Here is an 18258-nt window from a genome sequence, read left to right as displayed (position 1 = left end):
TGTCCGCCCGATGAGACGGACTCTGAGACATCCTGGGCTTGTGGGAACACACGAGGAACACACGTCCGGCCCGGCCGCCGCCCTCGCCGCCGCCCTGCGCGCCGCCGTCGCGGGAGACGTCGACTTCTCCACCACGGCCAGGGCCCTGACCTCGATGGACGCCTCCAACTACCGCCGGGTTCCGGTCGGTACGGTCGCGCCGCGCGACGCCGACGACATCGCCGCCGTCCTCGAGGTGTGCCGGGCGCACGGCACCACCCCGGTCGTCGCGCGCGGCGGCGGCACGTCCATCGGGGGCCAGGCCACCGGCACCGGCGTCGTGCTCGACCTCACACGGCACATGGCCCGGCTCGTCTCACTCGATCCCGAGGAGCGGACGGCCGTCGTCCAGCCGGGGCTCGTCCTCGACCGGCTGCGGGAGGCGGCACGCCCGTACGGGCTGACCTTCGGGCCCGACCCGTCCACGCACAGCCGCTGCACGCTCGGCGGCATGATCGGCAACAACGCCTGCGGGGCGCACTCGGTCGCCTGGGGGACCACCGCCGACAACGTGCGCTCGCTGGATGTGGTGAGCTACCGAGGCGCGCGGTTGACGCTCGGGCGGGACGGTCGGGGCGCGCCCCCCGGACTCCTCGACCTCGTCGGCCGCAACCTCGCCCTGCTGCGGACCGGCTACCCGCCCGGCCTCCCGCGCCGGATCTCCGGCTACGCGCTCGACGCGCTGCTCCCGGAGCGGGGTGTGGACGTGGCCCGCTCGTTCTGCGGCAGCGAGGGCACGCTCGGGGTGATGACGGAGGCGACGGTACGGCTCGTCCCGCTGCCGCAGGAGCCGGTGCTCGTCGTCCTCGGGTACGCCGACGAGAGCGCGGCGGCCGAAGCGGCGGCGGGACTCCTGCCATGGCGGTCCCCCCGCTCGAACGAAGCCGAGAGTGGGGGAGGGCCGCTCACCGTGGAGGGCATGGCAGCGGATCTCGTACGGGGAGCGGAAGGGCTGCCCAGGGGCGGGGCCTGGCTGTTCTGCGAGGTCGAAGGGGCGGGGGCGGCGCGGGATCTGGTGCGGGCGGCGGACGCGCTGGACGCGGCCGTGGTGGCGGATGCGGCGGGGCAGCGGGCGCTGTGGCGGATCCGGGAGGACGCGGCGGGGACGGCGACCCGGCTGCCGGGGAGCGCGGGTGAGGCCTGGCCGGGGTGGGAGGACTGCGCGGTACCGCCGGCCCGGCTCGGCGCGTACCTGCGTGAATTCCGTGCGCTGCTGGCCGAATTCGGCCTCAGGGGCATCCCGTACGGGCACTTCGGTGACGGCTGCGTGCACGTCCGGATCGACTTCGACCTGTGGACGGAGCAGGGCGTACGGGACTTCCGCCGGTTCTCGGAGGCGGTGGCGGACCTGGTGGTCGCCCACGGCGGCTCGCTCTCCGGGGAACACGGCGACGGGCAGGCGCGGGCCGAACTGCTGCCGAAGATGTACGGGGAGGAGCTCGTCGGCCTCTTCGGCGCGGTGAAGGACGTGTGGGACCCGGACGGAGGGCTTAACCCGGGGATGCTCGTACGGCCGCGCCCGCTGGACGAGGGGCTGCGGTTCGCGGGACTGCCGGTGGTGGGGGTGGGGAGGGCTGCCGCCCGGTGCGTGGGGGTGGCGAAGTGCCGGGTGGAAGGGCCGAGTTCAGGGCCGGGGGTGATGTGCCCGTCGTTCCGGGCGACGGGGGAGGAGAAGCACTCGACCCGGGGGCGGGCGCGGCTGCTCCACGAAATGGCAGTCGGCGAGATCATCACGGACGGGTGGCGCTCGGAGGAGGTACGGGAGGCACTGGACCTGTGCCTGTCGTGCAAGGGCTGCCGCAGCGACTGCCCGGTGGGCGTCGACATGGCCGCGTACAAGGCGGAGTTCCTGGACCGGCACTACGCGGGACCGCTCGGTTTTCTGCGCAGGCCGCGCTCGCACTGGACGATGGGCAGGCTGCCGCACTGGCTGGACGTCTTCGGGCGGGGCCTGAACCCGATGATGCGGCTGCCGTTCGCGGCGAGGCTGGCGGGGGTGACGCCGGAGCGGACGATGCCGCGCGTGGCGGAACGGTCCTTCACGTCGTGGTTCGCGGACCGGGGATCGACGCGCCCGGCGGACCTGACGCTGTGGCCGGACACGTTCACGGACCACTTGGCGCCGGAGGTGGGCAGGGCGGCGGTCCGCGTCCTGGAGGCGGCGGGCCTTGGGGTGGCGCTGCCGCAGGGGAGGGTCTGCTGCGGGCTCACGTACGTGTCGACGGGGCAGCTGGGGGCGGCGCGGAGGGTGATGCGGCGGACGCTGGATGTGCTGGAGGGGCTGGAGGGAGTGGAGGGAAGGGCGGGCCTGGAGGGTAGGGAGGGGCTGGAGGGTCCGGTGGTGGTACTGGAGCCCTCGTGCGCGGCGACTCTCCGCAGCGACCTGCCGGAACTGCTGCCGGACGACCCGAGGGCGGCGCGCGTGGCGGCGAAGGTCCGGACGTTCGCGGAGGCGCTGGAGATGCTGGCGCCGGAGTGGGAACCGCCGCGAGTGGACCGACCGGTCACCGGCCAGACGCACTGCCACCAGCACGCGGTACTGGGGGACGCGGCGGACCGCAGGCTCAGGGAACGAGCGGGCCTGACGGGGGAACTGGCGGGCGGCTGCTGCGGCCTGGCGGGAAACTTCGGCTTCGAACCGGGCCACCACGAGGTGTCACTGGCGTGCGCGGAGGACCAGCTGCTCCCCGCACTGCGCGCCGCCCCACCGGAGGCAGCCGTCCTGGCGGACGGCTTCTCGTGCAGGACGCAGATGGAGGAGGTGGCGGGGGCGAGGGGCCGGCACTTGGCGGAGGTGCTGGCGGAGGGGGTGGAGGTGGGGGGTCTGTGAGGTTCTGGGGGCGGGGTTCCTGGCGGGACGGTGGGTGGGGGCTGGGTTCGCGGCGGGGGCCGCCCCGCCCCCGTCCGCGTAGGCTCCGGCCGCACCAGAAGCTCGCGAAGTCGGCCGCGCCGTTGCCGCCCGGCTTGTGCTTGCGCTTGCGCGCCCGCACGCCCACGTTCCTTCGCGCGGCGGACGGCGCCAACTCCTCTCTGCGCGAGACAGCAGCGCCTGGGAGGTCTCACTCGGTGTACAACGGGAGCTCCTTGCCCAGACAGCGCGGTCGGGCAGCACGGTTGCGGCGCGCGGCGCCGCTGTTCCCACGGTTTAGCGGAGGATGCTCATGTCCACGTCCGAGTCCACGTCCGGGTCCCCGTTCAAGGTCAACGAGTACTTCGACGGCACGGTCAAGTCGATCGCGTTCGAGCAGGAGCAGGGCCCGGCGACCATCGGCGTCATGGCTCCGGGGGAGTACGAGTTCGGTACGGCCGCCCCGGAGACGATGCACGTGGTCAGCGGCGCCCTGACGGTGAAGCTGCCGGACGTCGGCGACTGGGAGACCTTCGCGGCGGGCACGCGGTTCGAGGTCCCGGGCGACAGCAAGTTCCAGCTGAAGGTCGAGGTCGCCACCGCGTACCTCTGCGAATACCGCTGACCGGTCGGTTCGGTCACGCGGTCGTTGTTCGTTCGGGGCGCCTGGCGGGACTCCGTCACGTACGGCATCCTCCGCGAGGAGTGGGCCCGCCCTCAGCCCCCGCCCCCACCCCCGCTGACGATCTCCTTGGCCATCGCCACGAGCGCCCCGGTTGCCGGGTGCGGGAACGCGTCCCGCCACGCCAGGACCACCGGCAGCGCGGGCGCGTCGGGCAGTGGGCGGTAGGTGACGCCCGGGTGGGGGTGCAGGGCGGCGGTGGAGGCGGAGGAGACGCCGACGCCCCGGCCCGCCGCGATCGCCGTGAGCCAGTCGTCCGTGTTGGCGACGGTGACGGTGGCCGCCGGGCGGGCGGCCGGCGGCCAGAGCGTGAGTGTGGTCGTACCGGAGACGGTGTTGAGGACGACGGTTCCGCCGGCGAGGTCGTCGAGGGTGAGCCGGGGCCGGTCGGCGAGCGGGCCGTCGGCGGGTACGGCAGCCACCCGTTCCTCGGTGGTGAGCTCCTCGGTGACCAGGCCCGGCGCGTCGACCGGGCCCCGGAGCAGCGCCGCGTCCACCTCGCCCCGGGTGAGGCCGGCCGTGCGGTCGTCGATGCGGAGGAGTTCGAGCGGGGTGTCGGGGTGCTCGCGCTGCCAGCGCCGGAGCAGGGGAGTGGTGTACGGGCCGAACGCCGACCAGGCGTGCCCGAGGCGCAGGGGCCGGTGCCGGAGCCTCGCCGGGTCGACGGCGGCTTCGAAGGCGGCGAGGGCGGCCGCGGCCCGGCCCTGGAACGCGCGGCCCTCGGCGGTGAGGGCGAGGTGGTGGGTGGAGCGGTCGACGAGCCGGGCGCCGAGGTGCTGTTCGAGGGCGGCGAGGGTGCGGGAGACGGCGGGCTGGGTGAGGTGGAGCCGGGCGGCCGCCCTGGTGAGGCTGGACTCCTCGGCGATGGCGAGGAAGCAGCGGAGGTGGCGTAGCTCGATGCTCATGCGTCCGGAGCATAACCGCAGCGCAATCGGCATTTCCGGTGCCGCGCGGGGGCTCGTAGCGTGAGAGGGGAGGAGTAGGGAAGGGGAGCTTCCGATATTCGGTAGTGCAGTGTGATGCACTATGCGTACAGTGTGTTGGACTTGATGTGGGCGGGCGTGTGCCGGTGTGCGTGTGCCTGCGGTGTGTGGAGGAGCGCTCGGTGGACAGTCCGGTCAAGGATGCGGCCCTGATGGCGGCCCCCTCGGGGGCCCCGGCGGTGGCCGCCGTCGGCGCGGAGGCGCCGGGCGGCCCTCGCCGGGGGCCGGCGGGGCACCGGTTCGGCCCGGTGGCGCTCGTCGTCGCGGGCGGGCTCTCCGTACAGTTCGGCTCCGCCGTCGCCGTCCTCCTCATGCCACGCGCGGGCGCGCTCGGGGTCGTCACCCTGCGGCTCCTGCTCGCCGCCGCCGTCCTGCTGATCGTCTGCCGGCCCAAGGTCCGCGGCTACGGGCGCGCCGACTGGGGGACGATCGTCGCCTTCGGCGCCGCCATGGCGGGCATGAACATCCTCTTCTACCAGGCCGTCGACCGGATCCCGCTGGGTGTCGCCGTGACCCTGGAGGTGCTCGGCCCGCTGATCCTCTCCGTGGTCGCCTCACGCCGGCTCGTGAACCTGCTGTGGGCCGGGCTCGCCCTCGCCGGCCTCGTCCTCCTCGGCGGTGGCGGCTTCGACCGCCTCGATCCGCTCGGCGCGGCCTTCGCGCTCGCGGCCGGCGCCATGTGGGCCACGTACATCGTGTTCAGCGCGCGTACGGGCCGGCGCTTCCCGCAGGCGGACGGGCTCGCGCTCGCCATGGCGTTCGCCGCCGTCCTCAGCCTGCCGTTCGGCATCGTGGAGGCGGGCGGCAAGCTCCTCGTACCGTCGACGATCGGCCTCGGCCTCGTGGTCGCGCTGATGTCCTCGGTCCTGCCGTACACCCTGGAACTCCTCGCCCTGCGCCGCCTGCCCGCCCCGACCTTCGCGGTCCTGATGAGCCTGGAACCGGCCATCGCGGCGGCCGCCGGCTTCCTCGTCCTCAGCCAGGCCCTGTCCGTCCTCGACGCCCTCGCCATCGCCCTCGTGATCGGGGCGAGCATGGGCGCGGTCCGGACCCAACGCTGATCAGCGTCACGCGTGGTGCGTTTGACGGCGGCCCGGCACGGGGTTGCACTGGAGGCATGGACGCTGCGGCGGCTCCGTCCGAGGGAGAGCAGCGATGACGACCATGGAAAGTTTCGCCCTTCTGCAGCCGTACAAGATCGCCGAGGAGACGTTCGTCATCCCGTGGGCCCTTGAGGCCCCACCGGTCGGCCACTTCCCGATGAACTCGATGGTGATCCGGGGAGCCGAACCGATCCTCGTCGACACCGGGGCGCCCGCGGTGCGCGCCCAGTGGCTGGAGGCGGCCTGGTCCGTCGTGGACCCCCTGGACGTACGGTGGATCTTCCTCACCCACGACGACCGCGACCACGCCGGCAACCTCCTGGCGGTCCTCGCGGAATGCCCGAACGCGACCCTGCTGACGACATGGTTCTCCGTCGGCCGCATGGCCGAGGAGTGGGAGACCCCCATCAACCGGTGCCGCTTCATGACCGACGGCGACACGATCGACGCGGGCGACCGCACCCTGGTCGCCAAGCGGCCGCCGCTGTACGACAACCCCACGACCCGCGCCCTCTTCGACCCGAAGACCGACGTCCTGTGGTCCGTCGACACCTTCGCCACGAACGTACCGACCCCCATGCCCGAAACGGCGGCGCTGTCGCCGGACGAATTCCGCGACGGCCAGTTCTTCGGCGGAAGGCTGGTCTCCCCGTGGGTCGCCCTGCTCGACGCCCAGAAGTTCGGGACGGTCGTCTCCGACTTCCAGCATCTGGGCGCCGAGGTCATCGCCGGCTGCCACTGCCCGGTCCTGCGCGGCCCCCAGATTCCCGAGGCCTACGACCTGCTCCGCCGGCTCCCCGACATCCCGCCGTGGACGGAGTTCACCCAGGCCGACCTGGACCAGTGGATGGCGGCCGCCGAGAGCTCCGTTCCGCCGGAGCAGCCGCGGCCTTCGGGGACGTGAGACGGGGACGTGGGATGGGGGGTGTGAGGCGGGGACATGAGAGGGGGGCGTGAGGCGGAGTAGAACTCAGGCAGCCCCTTCGCCGGCGGCCGACGAGCCGCTTCCGCTTCCGCTCCTGCCCCCGCTTCCGGTCCCGCTTCCGCCCCCGCCGAGGCGTCGGCGGAGTTTGCCGGCGCGGCGTGGGTCCCGGGCGCGCCTCGGTGCGACGGCGAGACCTGTCTGAGGCACGACCGGCAGGTCGAGGAGTGCCACTGGGACGCGGTCACGATCCGCGAGACCCGGCTGCGTGACCTCCATGCGCCGCCGGCACCCCGTACGACGCGGTCACCCTGTGCGGAACGGTCGCCGGCCGGCAGGAGAGCACGTGCTCCCCGGCGACGGGCGTCACCCGCCCCTGAACCCGGGTACGCGCTCCAGCGGACCAGGTGCGTGTGCGCCGCCGGGCCGGTGATGCCCGTGCGCCTGGTCCGTAACCCGCGCCGGCGGCGGCCACCGGTGCCCGTCTGGCGCCTAGGATCCGGCGCATGATCGCTGAACTGCAGTGCGTCGTGCTCGACTGCCCCGCTCCCCGTGAACACGCCGAGTTCTACCGGGCCGTGCTCGGCGGGGAGGTCGACCGGCCCGACCGTCGCTGGTCCCTCGACGAGGCCTGGTCCACCCTGCACACGCCTGGTGGGCTCGTCCTCTGCTTCCAGGGCGTCACCGACCACCGCCCGCCGACGTGGCCGGACCCGGAGCGCCCCCAGCAGTTCCACCTCGATTTCGGCGTCGCGGATCTGGACGCGGCCGAGGAGCAGGTCCTCGCGCGGGGCGCGACCGTCCTGGACGAGGGGGACGGCAGGAGGAGCTGGCGGGTGTACGCGGACCCGGCGGGCCATCCGTTCTGCCTGGTCGGGCACCATTGAGCGACGAGCCACCCGGGGACGCGGCGGATCATGGCTTCGTAAGCTCCAGCGCATGCACAGCACGCTGACCGAACACGCCCGGTGTCTTTATGGAGATGAGTTCCGTCCTGCTCCGGCATGCGGTCAGGAGCATCGCGAGCACTACTTCGTGGAAGAGCTGACGTTCGCTGACGCGGACGCGATCCTCTCGATGCTGCGGGAGCTCTGCCCGAACCTGGTTGACGGCTTGCTCCCGGTGTGGATTCGCAACCTCGCCTATCGGCTTGTACTGCTGCAGCGGCCCGACGAGCCGGATCTCCTGCTGGAGGCTGCGGGGAACCTGTGGCTGCACGGTCCGGACTGGGACGACATCGCGGCGGAACTCACGAAGAGGGCCGAAGAATTGGAAGCCCGCTGACGGAACCCGTTCGTCTCTGGCGGGAGGTGCTCGCCCTGGACGAGGGCGGTCCCCGATCGGTCTTGATCGTGCGACGGAAGTGGTCCGGCGTCTCCGCGCAGACGCTTAGCAGTAAACCCACCGGGGGTCCGAGCACGGGTGCGTGGACGTCTGGGCATGTGGGATCGCCTCCTCGGCATCCCGCGTGTGCAGGTCGTAGCGCTGGAATCCGATCAGGGGCAGGGGTACCTCCACACGCATGGCTGCGCGGCGAAAAGGGACGATTTCGGCGACAGATTGGCTGCGTCCGGCGGCCAAGGGGCCCGGCACCCCTTCGGAGTTTCGCGTTGATCACGCGATCGCCCTTGAGGCCTGCGGGTGGATCGCAACGTAACCGCACGTCAGACGCTGCCCTACTGCACTGGATTCGAAGCCGCCAAGAGTCATCCGTCGTGGCACTGTCCATAACGTCAAACTTCCACCCCGGCTTTTGACGCGCACGGTTCATGACGGCGCGTGGGGCGGGAGCGATACGCTTTTTCCGTAATCAGCGCGATACGCCTTGGGGGCGGTGAAGCTCTCTGGGATTGGCTCGAAGCACACCACCACGCCAAGTGCTCCTGATCACGGCCCCCGAACTCGCTGTGTCCTTTCTTCCATCGCCGTCGCGCAACGGCGCGCGACAGGAGCCAGAGGACATGCAAGCCGTATGGCCGAAGCCAGCGAGAGGACTGCGAACCATGACGACGACTCGCAACATGGACTCAAAGAGTGCGACCCACCCCGCGCTCGAACTCCGGGTCGGCGGACTGCACCTGATCGTCCAGCGCATCCCAGGGTGGCTCGTCGCCCTCGTCACCACCGCCGGCGGGGTAGCGGGCACATGGTGGGCACAGCGTTAGGCTGCGCGTCCGAACTCCGTGCCTGTCGGGAGGCGGTGGCGACCCTGGTCGTCCGCGTCGCGATGCCGTTCGGGACCGGTGGTCCCCTCGGTCCAGGCGGACAACCGGACGACGCGTACGCCGCGAAGCCGTACCGCCCCGCGCTCCGCCATGCGACCCCTCCCTCCACGCTTCACCGGAGACCCGGCCGGCCATCCGTTCTGCCTGGTCGGGCGCTGACCCGATTCCGTTGATCTTTGTCCGGCGGGGGTGTGGAGGGCGTCGGGGGCGGGCGCGGACCATGGGGTGTCCGCGGGATGACGAGGGAAGGGGGCCGACGATGGCTCTGGAGATGCGAGACCGGTGCGAGCGTTGTGAGACGGCGGCGTTGTCGGCGGACGGGCCCGCGCGGATCTGTTCGTACGAGTGCAGCTTCTGCGTCCCCTGCGCCGACGCCATGGCGGGGGTCTGCCCCAACTGCGGCGGTGAACTCGTGCCCCGTCCGCGGCGCGTGGGCGCGGTCTAGGGCTGCGGTTACTGTGGTGCGGTAGTGAGTGCCGCGTTCGGAGTGGCGCCGATCTCTGGGGGATCAGTGGGTCGCAGCAGCATGCCCGTGGAGAACGGGGGCGACATCGACCTCTGTCTCTTCGTCGAGCCGTCCTGTGAGGACTACTGGATGAAGCCGGGGGAGGCGTTCACGGTCCACTCCGCGGCGGAGGGGATCGACGTCTGGTTCGAGACCCGTGTCTCGAAGGGCTGCGTCATCGTGTGGCTCTACGAGGACGGCGATCCGTACAAGGTCGTCGGCGAGCACAGGGTCGTCGACGAGAACGGTACTCCGCTGGATTCCGGCCACCAGCGGCCCGTCGGGCAGCGGTGGACGGCGGGCGGCCCGATCATCGACTGACCGACCTGCCCGGCCCCTGCGGGAGGATCGCGGCATGACTGGGATCATGTTGATGTCGGACCCGAAGGTCGCCGCCGTGCCCGTCGCCGAGCGCGGCGAACCCCTCGTGGACGTGCGCGGACACGGCGCGCTGCTCGTCGATATGCGCAAGCAGGACCCGGCCGGCGCCTTCGCCCATCTGCGGGAAGGCGTGCTGGAGCGGTTGCTGAAGGCGCAGGCGGCGCTGCCGGACGGGCTGCGGCTGCTGTTCGTCGAGGGGTACCGGCCCCCGTCCCTCCAGCGGCGGTACTTCGAGGAGTACGCCGGCGGGTTGCGAGCCGCCCACCCCGACTGGCCCGACGCCCGGATCCACTCGGCCGCCAGCCGGTACGTGTCGCATCCCGACATCGCCCCGCACAGCGCGGGCGCGGCCGTCGACCTCACCCTGGCCGACGCCGACGGCCGCGAGCTGGACCTGGGCACCCGGTTGAACGCCGACCCGGAGGAGAGCGGGGGCGCCTGCTACACCCACGCCCCCGGCATCGGCGAGGAGGCGCGTGCCCGCCGGGAGCTGCTGGGTGAGGTGCTCACGGCGGCGGGGCTCGTGAACTACCCGACCGAGTGGTGGCACTGGTCCTTCGGTGACCGCTACTGGGCCGTGCTCGCGGGGCGGCCCGCGGCCCTGTACGGCCCCAAGGAGCTCGGACCGGAAAAGTAAAGCAAGCACGCTTGATTGTTTCTGGCGCCACTGCCATGCTCCTCGACGAAGGCCCGTGACCGCGAACGCCCGTCCCCCGAGGGGAGCGCACCGTGTCCGACCCTGTCGTCGTGCTCGACGACCTGCGTGACGAGAGCAGCGAACTCAACCGGTTGGTGGGCGAGTTGCGTCCCGAGCGGTGGGGTGCGCCCAGCCCCGCGCCCGGCTGGACCCTCGCCCATCAGATCGCGCATCTCGCCTGGACGGACCGCGCCGCCCTCCTCGCCGCCACCGACGCCGAGGCCTTCGCCGCCGAGACCGCGAAGGCGCTCGCCGCGCCCGACCGCTTCGTCGATGAAGGCGCCGAGGAGGGGGCGAAGCTGCCGCCCGCCGAGCTGCTCGTCCGCTGGCGCGAGGGCCGCGAACGGCTCCAGGGTGTACTGCGCGCGGCGCCGCCCGGGGCGCGATTCCCCTGGTACGGGCCGCCTATGAGCGTCTCCGCCATGGCCACCGCTCGGCTCATGGAGACCTGGGCCCACGGTCAGGACGTCGCCGACACCCTCGGGGTTGTCCGCCCGCCCACCGCCCGCCTCCGGCATGTCGCCTGGATCGGCCACCGCGCCCGGGACTACGCCTTCCTGGTACGGGGCCTCCCCGCACCCGCCGAGCCCTTCCGGGTCGAACTCCGCGCCCCCGACGGGACGTTGTGGGCGTACGGCCCCGAGGGCGCCGGCCAGAAGATCACCGGGTCCGCCCTCGACTTCTGCTTGCTCGTCACCCAGCGCGTCCACCGCGACGACACCGCCCTGGTGGCCGCAGGCCCCGACGCCGAACACTGGCTCACCATCGCCCAGGCCTTCGCAGGCCCGGCGGGCCCGGGCCGGGCCCCGACCGGGACGGCACCCGGCGCCGCCCGGGCCTCAGGCGCCGCCCCCACCCCCGAGGACGCCTGATGGTCCTCCGTATCGGCAACGCCTCCGGCTTCTACGGCGACCGGTTCGACGCCGTCCGCGAGATGCTCACCGGCGGCGGGCCCGGCGGCGGGCTCGACGTCCTCACCGGCGACTACCTCGCCGAGCTGACCATGCTCATCCTCGGCCGCGACCAGCTCAAAGACCCCGCCGCCGGATACGCGAAGACCTTCCTGCGCCAGATGGAGGAGGGCCTCGGCCTCGCCCACGAGCGCGGGGTCCGGATCGTCGCCAACGCCGGCGGCCTCAACCCCGCCGGGCTCGCCGACGCCCTGCGCGCCCTCGCCGCGAAGCTCGGCCTGCCGACGCGGATTGCGCACGTCGAGGGCGACCGGCTGCCCGCCACGGACGGCGTCCTCGCCGCCAACGCCTACCTCGGCGGCGCCGGCATCGCCGCCTGCCTCGCCGCCGGAGCCGACGTCGTCGTCACCGGCCGCGTCACCGACGCCGCCCTCGTCACCGGGCCCGCGCAGTGGCACTTCGGCTGGGGCCCGGAGGAGTACGACAAGCTGGCGGGCGCGGTCGTCGCCGGGCACGTCCTGGAGTGCGGCACCCAGGCCACCGGCGGCAACTACGCCTTCTTCCGCGAGCACGACCCGAAGCTCTTCCGCCGCCCCGGCTTCCCGGTCGCCGAGCTCCACGCCGACGGCAGCGCCGCCATCACCAAGCACCCCGGCACCGGCGGACTCGTCGACGTCGGTACGGTCACGGCGCAGCTCCTGTACGAGACGGCCGGCGCCCACTACCCCGGCCCCGACGTGACCGCCCGGCTCGACACCGTCCGGCTCGCGCAGGAGGGCCCCGACCGGGTCCGGATCGCGGGCGTCCGGGGTGAGGCGCCGCCCCCCACGCTCAAGGTCGGGCTCAGCAGGCTCGGCGGCTTCCGCAACGAGGTGGTGTTCGTGCTCACGGGCCTCGACATCGAGGCCAAGGCCCAGCTGGTACGCGACCAGGTCGAGGACGCCCTCGTGAAGTCCCCTCCGGCCGAGGCCCGTTGGGAACTTGCCCGCACCGACCGGCCCGACGCCCGCACCGAGGAGACCGCGAGCGCCTTGCTCCGGCTCGTCGTCCGCGACCCCCGCCCCGAGGCCGTCGGCCGGGCCCTCACCGGCGCGGCCGTCGAACTGGCCCTCGCGAGCTACCCCGGCTTCCACGTCACCGCGCCACCCGGCAGGGGCGCCCCCTACGGCGTCTTCGAGACCGCGTACGTACCGGCCGCCGAGGTCCCGCACACGGCCGTCCTCCCGGACGGGACCCGCGTCCCCGTCCCCGTACCGGCACGGACACGCGAGCTGGAACCCGTACCCGAACCGGACCTTCCCGAGCCGCTCCCCGCAGGCCCCGTCCGGCGCATGCCCCTCGGCCGGGTCGCAGGGGCCCGCAGCGGGGACAAGGGCGGGGACGCGAACGTCGGCGTCTGGGTGCGTACGGAGGAGGAGTGGCGCTGGCTGAGCCACGCCCTCACGGTCGACAAACTCAGAGAACTCCTCCCTGAGACAGCCGGCCTGGCCGTCACCCGCCACGTCCTCCCCCACCTCCGCGCGCTCAACTTCACCGTCGCCGGAATCCTCGGCGAGGGCGTTGCCTCCCAGGCCCGCTTCGACCCCCAGGCGAAGGCCCTCGGCGAGTGGCTGCGCTCCCGCGAAGTCGACGTACCGGAGCGGCTGCTGTGACTGCGGCCGGCTGCGGCCCCGGAGCGGCCGGAGTCACCCCGACCGCCACCCCGCCCCTCACCCCGATCGACCTCCCGGAAGGGCCCCCGTGACCGTCCTCGCCTCCGCCCTCGACACGGGCGGGACCGACTTCCAGGCCAATCGCGCCGCCATGCTCGACAAGCTGGCCGCGCTCGACGCCGAGCACGCCAAGGCCCTCGCGGGCGGCGGCGAGAAGTACACAGCCCGGCACCGGGCGCGCGGCAAGATGCTCGCCCGTGAGCGGATCGAGCTGCTCGTCGACCCCGACTCGCCCTTCCTTGAGCTGTCGCCGCTCGCCGCCTGGGGCAGCGACTACACCGTAGGGGCCTCCCTGATCACCGGCATCGGGGTCGTCGAGGGCGTCGAGTGCCTGATCACCGCCAACGACCCGACCGTACGCGGCGGCGCCTCCAACCCGTGGACGCTGAAGAAGGCGCTCCGGGCCAACGAGATCGCGTTCGCCAACCGCCTTCCCGTCATCTCGCTCGTCGAGTCCGGCGGCGCCGACCTCCCCTCCCAGAAGGAGATCTTCATCCCCGGCGGGGCGCTGTTCCGCGACCTCACCCGCCTCTCCGCCGCCGGCATCCCCACCATCGCGGTCGTCTTCGGCAACTCGACGGCCGGCGGCGCGTACGTCCCCGGCATGTCCGACCACGCCGTGATGATCAAGGAGCGCTCGAAGGTGTTCCTCGGCGGGCCGCCGCTGGTGAAGATGGCCACGGGGGAGGAGAGCGACGACGAATCCCTCGGCGGCGCCGAGATGCACGCCCGCACGTCGGGGCTCGCCGACCACTACGCCGTCGACGAGACCGACGCGATCCGCCAGGCCCGCCGGATCGTGGCCCGTCTGAACCACCGCAAGGCCCACCCCGATCCGGTCACGATCGCCGAGCCCCCGAAGTACGACGAGGACGAGCTGCTCGGGATCGTCCCCGGCGACCTCAGGACGCCGTTCGACCCGCGCGAGGTGATCGCCCGGATCGTCGACGGCTCCGACTTCGACGCGTTCAAGCCGCTGTACGGGCCGAGCCTGGTGACCGGATGGGCCCGCCTGCACGGCTATCCCGTCGGTGTCCTCGCCAACGCGCAGGGCGTCCTCTTCGGCCCGGAGTCGCAGAAGGCGGCGCAGTTCATCCAGCTCGCCAACCAGCGGGACGTCCCGCTGGTCTTCCTCCACAACACCACCGGCTACATGGTGGGCAAGGAGTACGAGCAGGGCGGCATCATCAAGCACGGCGCGATGATGATCAACGCGGTGTCGAACTCCCGCGTCCCCCACCTGTCCGTCCTCATGGGGGCGAGTTACGGCGCCGGGCACTACGGCATGTGCGGCCGGGCGTACGACCCCCGGTTCCTGTTCGCCTGGCCGAGCGCGAAGTCCGCCGTCATGGGCCCGCAGCAGCTCGCGGGCGTCCTGTCGATCGTGGCGCGGGCGTCCGCCGCCGCGAAGGGGCAGCCGTACGACGAGGAGGCGGACGCCGGTCTGCGGGCGCTCGTCGAGGCGCAGATCGAGTCCGAGTCCCTGCCGATGTTCCTCTCGGGGCGGCTCTACGACGACGGGGTCATCGACCCCCGCGACACCCGCACGGTCCTCGGGCTGTGCCTCTCCGCGATCCACACGGCACCGGTCGAGGGCGCGCGCGGCGGCTTCGGCGTCTTCCGAATGTGAGGCCCCAGATGACCTCGGTGATTTCCTCTGTCCTCGTGGCGAACCGGGGCGAGATCGCCTGCCGGGTCTTCCGCACCTGCCGCGACCTCGGCATCTCCACCGTCGCCGTGTACTCCGACGCGGACGCCGACGCCCTGCACGTCCGGGAGGCCGACGCGGCGGTACGGCTGCCGGGGGCGGCGCCCTCGGAGACGTATCTGCGCGGCGACCTGGTGGTGGGGGCGGCGCTCGCGGCGGGCGCGGACGCCGTGCACCCCGGCTACGGCTTCCTCTCCGAGAACGCCGGTTTCGCGCGGGCCGTGATCGACGCGGGCCTGGTGTGGATCGGGCCGCCGCCGGAGGCGATCGAGGCGATGGCGTCGAAGACCCGGGCGAAGGAGCTGCTCGGGATCGCCCCGCTCGCCGAGGTCACCGAGGCGGATCTGCCCGTCCTGGTGAAGGCGGCGGCGGGCGGCGGCGGCCGTGGCATGCGGGTGGTACGCGAACTCGGCGCGCTGGAGGGTGCGTTGGAGGCGGCTTCCGCCGAGGCGGAGAGCGCGTTCGGGGACGGTGAGGTGTTCGTCGAGCCGTACGTGGAGAACGGCCGGCACGTGGAGGTGCAGATCCTCGCGGACGCGTACGGCGAGGTCTGGGCGCTCGGCACCCGAGACTGCTCGCTCCAGCGCCGCCACCAGAAGGTGATCGAGGAGTGCCCGGCGCCCGGTCTGCCCGCCGCGCTCGAAGCCTCGCTCCTCGACACGGCCGTCAGGGCGGCGAAGGCCGTCGGCTACGTCGGCGCGGGCACGGTCGAGTTCCTCGTCGAGGGCGGCCGGGCGCACTTCCTGGAGATGAACACCCGCCTCCAGGTCGAACACCCGGTGACGGAGGAGGTGTACGGGGTCGACCTCGTCGCCCTCCAGATCGCCGTCGCCGAGGGCCGTGAGCTGCCGCCGGGGCCCCCGGCCGGGCGCGGCCACGCGATCGAGGCCCGCCTCTACGCGGAGGACCCGGCGCGGGAATGGGGCCCGCAGACGGGCGTCTTGCACCGATTCGACGTCCCCGGGGAGGTGGGGGCCGGGGCGCGGGGCGGGCTGCGGGCCGGGGCGCGGGCCGGGGTGCGAGACGGGGTGCCGGCCGGGGTGCGGGTCGGGGTGCGAGACGGGGTGCCGGCCGGGGTGCGGGTCGACACCGGGTACGTCTCCGGGGACACCATCGGCGTCCACTACGACCCGATGCTCGCCAAGGTCGTCGTCCACGCCCCGACCCGAGCCGAAGCGGCCCGCAAGCTCGCCCACGTCCTCGAACGCGCCGTGATCCACGGGCCCGTCACCAACCGGGAGCTGCTGGTCGCCTCGCTGCGGCACCCCGAGTTCCTGGACGCGGAGCTGCTCGACACCGGGTTCTACGGGCGGAATCTGGACGCCCTGACCCGGCCCCTGGACGGCGAGACGCACGCCGCCGTCGCCGCCGCGCTCGCGGACGCAGCCGGGAACGCCGGCAGGTTCGGCGGCGGCTGGCGCAACCTCGCCTCGCAGGACCAGGCCAAGGCGTACGGGGAGCACGAGGTCCGCTACCGGCCGACGCGGGGCGGCGGCTACGAGGTCACGACGCCCGAAGGGGTACGGGTGGTGAGTGCCGCGCCCGATCGCGTACGCCTCGAAGTGGGCGGAATCGTACGGGACTTCGGCGTCGCCCGGTACGGCGACACCGTCCATGCCGGCCCGCACCGGCTGGCCGCCCGCCCCCGCTTCCCCGACCCCACCGCCCCCCAGGAACCGGGCTCCCTGCTCGCCCCCATGCCCGGCACCGTCGTCCGGGTCGCGGACGGTCTCGCCGTCGGCGACCGGGTCACCGCCGGACAGCCGCTGCTCTGGCTGGAGGCCATGAAGATGGAGCACCGCGTCACCGCCCCCGCCTCCGGCACGCTCACCGCGCTCCACGCCGCCCCTGGCCGCCAGGTCGAGGTCGGAGCCCTGCTCGCCGTCGTACAGCCCGCTGTCCCGACCGAAGCACAGGAGGACACGTCCGCATGAGCACCATGATCGAGAGTGAAGAGCTGACCGCGCTCCGCGCCGCCGTCTCGGCCCTCGGCCACCGCCACGGCCCCGGCTTCGACCGGGCGGCCCTGTGGGCGGAGGCGGGGAAGCTCGGCTACCTGGGGGTGAACCTGCCCGAGGAGTACGGCGGCGGGGGCGGCGGCATGGCCGAGCTGTCGGTCGTCCTGGAGGAGGCGGGCGCCGCCGGGGCGCCGCTCCTGATGATGGTCGTGTCGCCCGCGATCTGCGGCACGGTCATCGCCCGCTTCGGCACGGAGGAGCAGAAGCGCGCCTGGCTCCCGGGCCTCGCGGACGGGTCGCGGACGATGGCGTTCGGCATCACCGAGCCGGACGCGGGCTCCAACTCGCACCGCATCACGACCACGGCGACCCGCACCGAGGAGGGGTGGGTCCTGAACGGGCGGAAGGTGTTCGTGTCGGGCGTCGACATCGCCGACGCGACCCTGATCGTGGGTCGGACGTCGGACGCCCGCACGGGCACGCTCAAGCCCTGTCTGTTCGTCGTCCCGCGTGACGCGCCGGGCTTCCGGCGGCGGCACATCGAGATGGAACTCGACGCGAACGAGAAGCAGTTCGAGCTGACGCTCGACGACGTGCACCTGCCGGCCGACGCGCTCGTCGGCGACGAGGACGCGGGCCTGCTGCAGCTGTTCGCGGGGCTCAACCCCGAACGGATCATGACGGCCGCGTTCGCGATCGGCATGGGCCGGTACGCCCTCGCGCAGGCCGTGAAGTACGCGAAGGAGCGCCAGGTCTGGAAGGCCCCGATCGGCGCCCACCAGGCCATCGCGCATCCGCTGGCCCAGGCGCACATCGAGCTGGAGCTGGCGCGCCTGATGATGGCGAAGGCGGCGCAGCTGTACGACGCGGGCGACGACGTCGGGGCGGGTGAGGCGGCGAACATGGCCAAGTACGCGGCGGCGGAGGCGTGCGTGAAGGCCGTCGACCAGGCCGTCCACACCCTCGGCGGCAACGGCCTCACCCGCGAGTTCGGCCTCGCCCGCCTGATCACGGCGTCCCGGGTGGCCCGGATCGCCCCGGTGAGCCGGGAGATGATCCTGAACTACGTGGCGACCCACTCCCTGGGGCTCCCCAAGTCGTACTGACCCGGCTACTGACCCGGCTCGCGGTCGTCGACGGCCTTGCCGGGCGGGCTCCCGGCTTCCGGTCGCGTCTCGATTTCCGTAACGCGGACACCGGTTGTGAACATCCTGTGTACGATCTCGGCTCTTCGCACACGCTCAGTTCACGCTCCCAGGAGACACGCCCGTGCAACCGCCGCCGCCCCCGCCCCCGCCCCCGCCCTCGTATCCGTACGCGTACGCCCCGCCGCCCCCGCCCGCCCGGCGCTGGTGGCAGCATTCCGCGCTGATCATCGTGCTGCTGGTGTTCTTCCCCCCGGCGGGCATAGCCCTGGTCTGGCTGAGCCGCTGGGGGCAGACGAAGAAGATCGTCGCGACCGTCCTGGCCGGTGTGTGGTTCCTGTTGTTCCTCTCCGGCTCACGCCGCCGAACCCCTAACGACCAGGGCCCCCGAACCGACTCTGTCCAGCGCGATGGGCGCGTTCCTCGAATCGGGCCCCGT

General features: G+C 72.9%; 17 protein-coding genes. 16 read left to right on the top strand and 1 reads right to left on the bottom strand.

Annotated features, from left to right (window positions below; all coding sequences use genetic code 11):
- Positions 1-10: 10 nt before the first annotated feature.
- Together ABT034_RS31080 and ppnP are read left to right on the top strand one after the other, a co-directional pair.
- Positions 11-2869: an FAD-binding and (Fe-S)-binding domain-containing protein gene (locus ABT034_RS31080; RefSeq protein WP_351220405.1), complete on the top strand. Its 2859-nt coding sequence runs from the start codon at positions 11-13 to the stop codon at positions 2867-2869.
- A gap of 331 nt (positions 2870-3200) precedes the next feature.
- Positions 3201-3512, top strand: a complete 312-nt coding sequence (gene ppnP, locus ABT034_RS31075; protein ID WP_351220404.1) for a pyrimidine/purine nucleoside phosphorylase — start codon at positions 3201-3203, stop codon at positions 3510-3512.
- Positions 3513-3604: 92 nt separating this feature from the next.
- Here the strand turns inward: ppnP and ABT034_RS31070 are convergent, their stop codons facing one another.
- Positions 3605-4474 (bottom strand): LysR family transcriptional regulator, encoded by an 870-nt coding sequence (locus ABT034_RS31070; protein WP_351220403.1) that lies wholly within the window; start codon positions 4472-4474, stop codon positions 3605-3607.
- Between the two features lie 230 nt (positions 4475-4704).
- Here ABT034_RS31070 and ABT034_RS31065 point away from each other — a divergent pair, with 230 nt between their 5' ends.
- The 14 genes from ABT034_RS31065 to ABT034_RS31000 form a co-directional block, all read left to right on the top strand.
- A complete protein-coding gene (locus ABT034_RS31065; protein ID WP_351220439.1) occupies positions 4705-5613 on the top strand; it encodes an EamA family transporter in 909 nt (302 codons plus the stop codon).
- A 94-nt stretch (positions 5614-5707) separates the two neighbouring features.
- Positions 5708-6559, top strand: a complete 852-nt coding sequence (locus tag ABT034_RS31060; protein WP_351220402.1) for an MBL fold metallo-hydrolase — start codon at positions 5708-5710, stop codon at positions 6557-6559.
- Between the two features lie 524 nt (positions 6560-7083).
- Positions 7084-7464: a VOC family protein gene (locus ABT034_RS31055; protein ID WP_351220401.1), complete on the top strand. Its 381-nt coding sequence runs from the start codon at positions 7084-7086 to the stop codon at positions 7462-7464.
- Positions 7465-7516: 52 nt separating this feature from the next.
- Positions 7517-7861: a hypothetical protein gene (locus ABT034_RS31050; protein WP_351220400.1), complete on the top strand. Its 345-nt coding sequence runs from the start codon at positions 7517-7519 to the stop codon at positions 7859-7861.
- 719 nt (positions 7862-8580) lie between these two features.
- Positions 8581-8742, top strand: a complete 162-nt coding sequence (locus ABT034_RS31045; RefSeq protein WP_351220399.1) for a hypothetical protein — start codon at positions 8581-8583, stop codon at positions 8740-8742.
- 319 nt (positions 8743-9061) lie between these two features.
- Positions 9062-9247 carry a DUF1272 domain-containing protein gene (locus ABT034_RS31040; RefSeq protein WP_351220398.1) on the top strand — a complete coding sequence of 62 codons (186 nt, stop codon included), beginning with the start codon at positions 9062-9064 and terminating at the stop codon, positions 9245-9247.
- 81 nt (positions 9248-9328) lie between these two features.
- The gene (locus ABT034_RS31035; RefSeq protein ID WP_351220397.1) at positions 9329-9628 is read left to right on the top strand and encodes a hypothetical protein; all 300 of its coding nucleotides are present in this window, start codon (positions 9329-9331) and stop codon (positions 9626-9628) included.
- A 34-nt stretch (positions 9629-9662) separates the two neighbouring features.
- On the top strand, positions 9663-10325 hold the full coding sequence (locus ABT034_RS31030; protein ID WP_351220396.1) for a M15 family metallopeptidase: 663 nt from the start codon (positions 9663-9665) through the stop codon (positions 10323-10325).
- A gap of 92 nt (positions 10326-10417) precedes the next feature.
- Positions 10418-11257 (top strand): TIGR03084 family metal-binding protein, encoded by an 840-nt coding sequence (locus tag ABT034_RS31025; protein WP_351220395.1) that lies wholly within the window; start codon positions 10418-10420, stop codon positions 11255-11257.
- Positions 11257-12948, top strand: coding sequence for an acyclic terpene utilization AtuA family protein (locus ABT034_RS31020; RefSeq protein WP_351220394.1), 1692 nt, complete (start codon positions 11257-11259; stop codon positions 12946-12948). The genes ABT034_RS31025 and ABT034_RS31020 overlap by 1 nt, the downstream gene beginning before the upstream one ends.
- An 88-nt stretch (positions 12949-13036) precedes the next feature.
- Positions 13037-14638 carry an acyl-CoA carboxylase subunit beta gene (locus tag ABT034_RS31015; RefSeq protein WP_351220393.1) on the top strand — a complete coding sequence of 534 codons (1602 nt, stop codon included), beginning with the start codon at positions 13037-13039 and terminating at the stop codon, positions 14636-14638.
- Between the two features lie 17 nt (positions 14639-14655).
- Positions 14656-16650, top strand: coding sequence for an acetyl/propionyl/methylcrotonyl-CoA carboxylase subunit alpha (locus ABT034_RS31010; RefSeq protein ID WP_351220438.1), 1995 nt, complete (start codon positions 14656-14658; stop codon positions 16648-16650).
- Positions 16647-17780 carry an acyl-CoA dehydrogenase family protein gene (locus ABT034_RS31005; protein ID WP_351220392.1) on the top strand — a complete coding sequence of 378 codons (1134 nt, stop codon included), beginning with the start codon at positions 16647-16649 and terminating at the stop codon, positions 17778-17780. Before ABT034_RS31010 ends, ABT034_RS31005 begins: the two co-directional genes overlap by 4 nt.
- 163 nt (positions 17781-17943) lie before the next feature.
- On the top strand, positions 17944-18258 hold a 315-nt coding region (locus ABT034_RS31000; protein ID WP_502973097.1), incomplete at its 3' end, for a hypothetical protein.

Origin of the sequence: Streptomyces sp. NPDC002773, from assembly GCF_040295605.1 — a bacterium.
Taxonomy (GTDB): domain Bacteria; phylum Actinomycetota; class Actinomycetes; order Streptomycetales; family Streptomycetaceae; genus Streptomyces.
This window is presented reverse-complemented; position numbering and strand designations above follow the sequence as displayed.

Bases quoted from the DNA above. Each gene is read 5' to 3' on its own strand.
- ABT034_RS31080 (WP_351220405.1), top strand. From the start codon at position 11: ATGAGACGGACTCTGAGACATCCTGGGCTTGTGGGAACACACGAGGAA.
- ppnP (WP_351220404.1), top strand. From the start codon at position 3,201: ATGTCCACGTCCGAGTCCACGTCCGGGTCCCCGTTCAAGGTCAACGAG.
- ABT034_RS31070 (WP_351220403.1), bottom strand. From the start codon at position 4,474: ATGAGCATCGAGCTACGCCACCTCCGCTGCTTCCTCGCCATCGCCGAG.
- ABT034_RS31065 (WP_351220439.1), top strand. From the start codon at position 4,705: ATGGCGGCCCCCTCGGGGGCCCCGGCGGTGGCCGCCGTCGGCGCGGAG.
- ABT034_RS31060 (WP_351220402.1), top strand. From the start codon at position 5,708: ATGACGACCATGGAAAGTTTCGCCCTTCTGCAGCCGTACAAGATCGCC.
- ABT034_RS31055 (WP_351220401.1), top strand. From the start codon at position 7,084: ATGATCGCTGAACTGCAGTGCGTCGTGCTCGACTGCCCCGCTCCCCGT.
- ABT034_RS31050 (WP_351220400.1), top strand. From the start codon at position 7,517: ATGCACAGCACGCTGACCGAACACGCCCGGTGTCTTTATGGAGATGAG.
- ABT034_RS31045 (WP_351220399.1), top strand. From the start codon at position 8,581: ATGACGACGACTCGCAACATGGACTCAAAGAGTGCGACCCACCCCGCG.
- ABT034_RS31040 (WP_351220398.1), top strand. From the start codon at position 9,062: ATGGCTCTGGAGATGCGAGACCGGTGCGAGCGTTGTGAGACGGCGGCG.
- ABT034_RS31035 (WP_351220397.1), top strand. From the start codon at position 9,329: ATGCCCGTGGAGAACGGGGGCGACATCGACCTCTGTCTCTTCGTCGAG.
- ABT034_RS31030 (WP_351220396.1), top strand. From the start codon at position 9,663: ATGACTGGGATCATGTTGATGTCGGACCCGAAGGTCGCCGCCGTGCCC.
- ABT034_RS31020 (WP_351220394.1), top strand. From the start codon at position 11,257: ATGGTCCTCCGTATCGGCAACGCCTCCGGCTTCTACGGCGACCGGTTC.
- ABT034_RS31005 (WP_351220392.1), top strand. From the start codon at position 16,647: ATGAGCACCATGATCGAGAGTGAAGAGCTGACCGCGCTCCGCGCCGCC.